This window comes from Methanosarcinales archaeon (genome assembly GCA_014859725.1).
GTDB lineage: Archaea > Halobacteriota > Methanosarcinia > Methanosarcinales > Methanocomedenaceae > Kmv04.
On sequence record JACUTQ010000207.1, the window covers coordinates 1 to 3486 of the forward strand.

Annotated in this window: 4 protein-coding genes; all 4 read left to right on the forward strand. The window is 43.1% G+C overall.

Annotated elements, in window-relative coordinates; all coding sequences use genetic code 11:
- Positions 1-363 (forward strand): hypothetical protein (locus IBX40_12120; GenBank protein ID MBE0525055.1); only part of this gene is annotated, 363 nt, incomplete at its 5' end.
- 91 nt (positions 364-454) lie between these two features.
- Positions 455-1243, forward strand: coding sequence for a hypothetical protein (locus IBX40_12125; GenBank protein MBE0525056.1), 789 nt, complete (start codon positions 455-457; stop codon positions 1241-1243).
- On the forward strand, positions 1209-1847 hold the full coding sequence (locus IBX40_12130) for a hypothetical protein (GenBank protein ID MBE0525057.1): 639 nt from the start codon (positions 1209-1211) through the stop codon (positions 1845-1847). Before IBX40_12125 ends, IBX40_12130 begins: the two co-directional genes overlap by 35 nt.
- Entirely contained in the window at positions 1844-3421 is a 1578-nt protein-coding gene (locus tag IBX40_12135) for a type II/IV secretion system ATPase subunit (GenBank protein MBE0525058.1), read from the forward strand. The genes IBX40_12130 and IBX40_12135 overlap by 4 nt, the downstream gene beginning before the upstream one ends.
- Positions 3422-3486: the final 65 nt, after the last annotated feature.

Sequence of the window (3486 nt, forward strand, 5' to 3'; positions counted from 1 at the left end):
ATCATTAGTAACCCTTTAGCTGCATGCGTTTACAATTTTAGCGGGAATTGCTGTTCAAATGATTATATTATTAAGGCGAATAACAATATTGATCTTCCCGCTGTCACAGCTACATTTAAGGACAACAGGGAACGCCAGCATGAAGTACGATCGGAAATAGTAGACGTTACTGTTCAAACACCGTTAGCGACACCTTCACTAACTACCATATCCAATAGCACTCAAACGTTAGATATCCAGCAACCTGATAACAATTCTATAAATGAAAAGCTGGAAAATACATCAATTCATGATATGTTATTATTAGGACTAATATTATCAGCTACTGCAATTTTATACAATATCATACGCAAAAAGTTTTGATATTAATGTTATTAATCATAAGTTTTATAACATTTAAGGATTACTTTTCTGAATAATAGTATTACAAAATCATAATAAAATGGTGATTAATATGAAAATTATCAGTGATGACTCTGCAATCTCAGAAGTAATGGCTCTGCTGATGCTGGTGCTGGTGGCAGTCTCAGCATCTGCTGCGTACTATACCTGGATTTCTAACCTGCAGGAAGAGGTGCAGACCACGGGTTCAGAGGTTGCAGAGACCAGGCTGAATACCTTTATGTCCGAAATAGAGGTTGTATGCTATCCGGAATATGTGTATTACAATACCGATTCCAATCTGGACGGTGAAATAGCTGCAAACTCCACCCCGGATGAGCGTTTTATCCAGGAAATACAGGTGCTTGTGATAAATAAAGCTCTATTTAACCTGACCAATGTAAAAGTGAAGGTGGTATCTTTTGGGAACGAGAACCTGGACTGGGCTGCTCTTCATTTCAGGCGCAGCACATTATCCAATGATGACAATGATGACAGAATACTTTTGGATAGAGAAGATGACCCGTATAGTTTGAACGATGATTTAGTTTACTTCACTTCAGAAAACAAAATCAACACTTCCATGAAATTTATTACTGATGAAGGGTATCCGTATTTTGCCTTAAATAGCTCCAACACTACCTCCAGGGTTGCCGTCAACACCACCAACCTCACAGATCTGACGCCCCTTCACAATCCCACTTACAAGATGGACGTTATCTCCAAAGGCGAAGTTGGTACCGGATATGTGTACCTGTTAATAAATCGCACGGCACTTCCTGTTGACACTGCTTTGAAGTTCTACATCACCAATGACCAGGGAGTTGATGCATATCGAACCATCCAGTTTAGCATCCAATGAAGAAGCCACCAGTAACATCATTTCCACAGTACTGCTCATGATCATCTTTTTAGGTGTGGTTTTGTCTGCCATCTCCTTCGCCACTCCCCTGCTTGGCAGGACGCTGGCAGCTGCGGATATGCAAAAAGCTAAGGATGTGCTGTCTTCACTGGATGCGGCCATCAGGACAAATACCTGGGGGACACTGGAGTATAGACTATATAATGGCTCTCTGCATGGAGAAAACCAGAGGATCGATCTGCACATCAACTACAGCTCCAACAATTCAATTTATAGAACTATCAGCCTCAACGGATGTACCCTTTATTACAGCCAGGCGCAGGAATATCCCCCCCCTTCCATCAGCTACCCTCCTGAAATATCGCTGCAAAATGAGAGTAACCTGCGCCTTGTTATATCAGAGATAGATCATGACCTTGTCCCCTACCCGGGATACCACAGAATCAGGTTTAACAGTTATTCGGAGAACAGCAGCTTTACAGGGAACTTTACTGTTCATCTTACCGATCACCAGTACAACCGCTCGCGGTACTATTTCAACATAACTGAAGTAGATTTAGAGATAAGAAAAATCAGTATATGGGATGAGGAATGGAGAGGATGAGGGTTCTACCAGGGAAGAATGGTTTTGGGATTAATCCAGTCCTCAAAAAGCTGTTTAAAAAGCAGAAGCAAAATGAAGATTCTCTGGAAGATCCCTGGCTGCAAAAAATCTCTCATCTTCCCATGTCCACCGAGATTAGCTTTAATGGAAACAGGAGTATTGAATACCGGCTTGACCAGTGCTGCTATGCCAGTATAAACAGACATCCTGATGCTATGTACCGGGTTATGGAGCCCATGCTGACCACCGAAGAGCAGGAGATCATCAAGCAGCTGAAAAACAGGATGCTTAGAACAGTTCTTGCTTCAAACACTGGCAATCTGGAACACGAGATACTCGAATTAATGGAAAAACTTGCAATAGACGTTTCGATATCTTCAAAAAACCGTATTATCTATTATTTGCTCCGTGATTTTACAGGCTACGGACCCATTGACCCCCTTGCCAGGGATGTAAATATAGAGGATATAAGCTGTAATGGAGTTGGAGTTCCCATCTATGTGCAGCACAGATATCTCGGCTCTATAAAAACCAACCTGGGCTTTGAGGAAGAAGGCGCATTGGATAACTTTGCTGCAAAGCTTGCTATGCGATGCGGCAAATCCGTATCCGTGGCCAAACCAATACTGGATGCGGGGATGCCGGATGGTAATCGTGTGAACATTACCTATGGCAGGGAAGTGACACAGAAGGGCTCCGCCTTCACAGTAAGAAAATTTAAACCAAGTGCCATGAGTCCTGTGGAGCTTATACAGCATGGAACCACATCCCCTGAGATGCTGGCATATCTGTGGACATTGATCGAATACAAGTCTTCCATAATGGTTTTCGGTGAGACCGGCAGCGGGAAAACCACTCTTCTAAATGCTTTCTCTCTTTTTATACCCCCTGAAAAGAAGATTGTGAGCATTGAGGATACACCAGAGATACGCTTACCCCATGGAAACTGGACCCAGCTGTTAACTCGCTCCTCTTTCAGCGGTGAGCAGGCAGAGATAACAATGTTTGACCTGCTCAAAGCGTCTTTAAGACAGAGACCGGATTATATGATTCTTGGAGAGATACGTGGTGAAGAGGCAAAGACGTTGTTCCAGGCAATCTCAACAGGCCATCTGGCCCTATCCACTATTCACGCTTCAAGTGCGTCAGACGTGATAGACAGGCTCACATCTCCTCCCATGAGCATTCCTGTTTCACTTGTTTCCAACATCGGCTGCCTCTGCCATCAGATTACCGTGCACGGCAAAGACGGCTCCCTTCAACGCCGTACCAAGAGCATAACAGAGGTTGTGAAAAAGGGAGATAATATTGAACTGAAAACTGTTTTTAAATGGAATCCACAGACCGGATTTGAATATTATGAAACCAGCAGACTTGAAAAAGCCACAAAAGTGGGATTGGGATGGGAGAGCAACCAGCTTGTGTCCATAGCCAGGAGAACGGGAGTGGAAAAACGAGATATTGAGGAGAAAATGAAACAAAAAGCTGTAATGCTTAGAGAAATGTCTGAAAATAATCGCTATGATGTGGCAGAAATGATCTCAGACTATTATTGTAACCATGACACCTTATGATCCATCACAGGGCCTTGGGACAATATTCCCCTAAACCCCATTCTTTGGCCAATGAGGTTTTATGC